Here is a 688-nt window from a genome sequence, read left to right as displayed (position 1 = left end):
TCAGCAGACCTCCGTGACAGGTGTGACGGCCGAAGCCCGCGCCGACGCGCAACTCAGCTTCGGTGCCACCGGCGCCTACACGCTGCAGCTGCGTTCGGACAATGGCAACACGCCCGAGTCGATCACCTTCAACCTGGCTGAGTCCAACACGCCCAGCGGCCTGGCTGCAGCGATCTCCGCCTTCAACGACAAGTCGTCCAAGACGGGCGTGACCGCCAGCCTGAACTCCGCAGGCACGGGCATCATCCTGACCAACGCCACCGGCAACGACATCATGGTTTCCGACACCGCCGTGCAGAACGCGGGCGCGGTGACGGTGAACAAGATGCGGGTGGACAGCGCGGGGGCTTTGTCCACGGCCAGCGCGATGACCCTGGCGGCCGACACGAACGGGCAAAACGCGATCGTCAGCGGTTACCTGACCTTCGACTCGAACAAGTCCTTCGTGATCAGCCACACCACCACGGTGGCGGCCTCCAGCGCCTACATTGGTGTCGACACGGCTTCTGTCTTGCACAAGGTGGCGGACCTGGACGTGACCTCGGTGGCCAAGGCCAACGACGCGATCAAGACGGTGGACTCGGCGCTGGCCTTCATCAGCGGTGAGCGCGCCAAGCTGGGTGCTCTGCAGTCACGCTTTGAGTCGACGATCAACAACCTGAACATCACGGCCGAGAACCTGACTTCG

At 64.0% G+C, this 688-nt stretch carries 1 protein-coding gene; it reads left to right on the top strand.

What is annotated here, in order from left to right; translation table 11 throughout:
* Window positions 1–13 precede the first annotated feature (13 nt).
* On the top strand, window positions 14–688 hold a 675-nt coding region (locus ACLBKS_RS16455; RefSeq protein ID WP_410193884.1), incomplete at its 3' end, for a flagellin.

The organism is Hylemonella sp. W303a (assembly GCF_046452315.1).
GTDB lineage: Bacteria > Pseudomonadota > Gammaproteobacteria > Burkholderiales > Burkholderiaceae_C > Hylemonella.
This window is presented reverse-complemented; position numbering and strand designations above follow the sequence as displayed.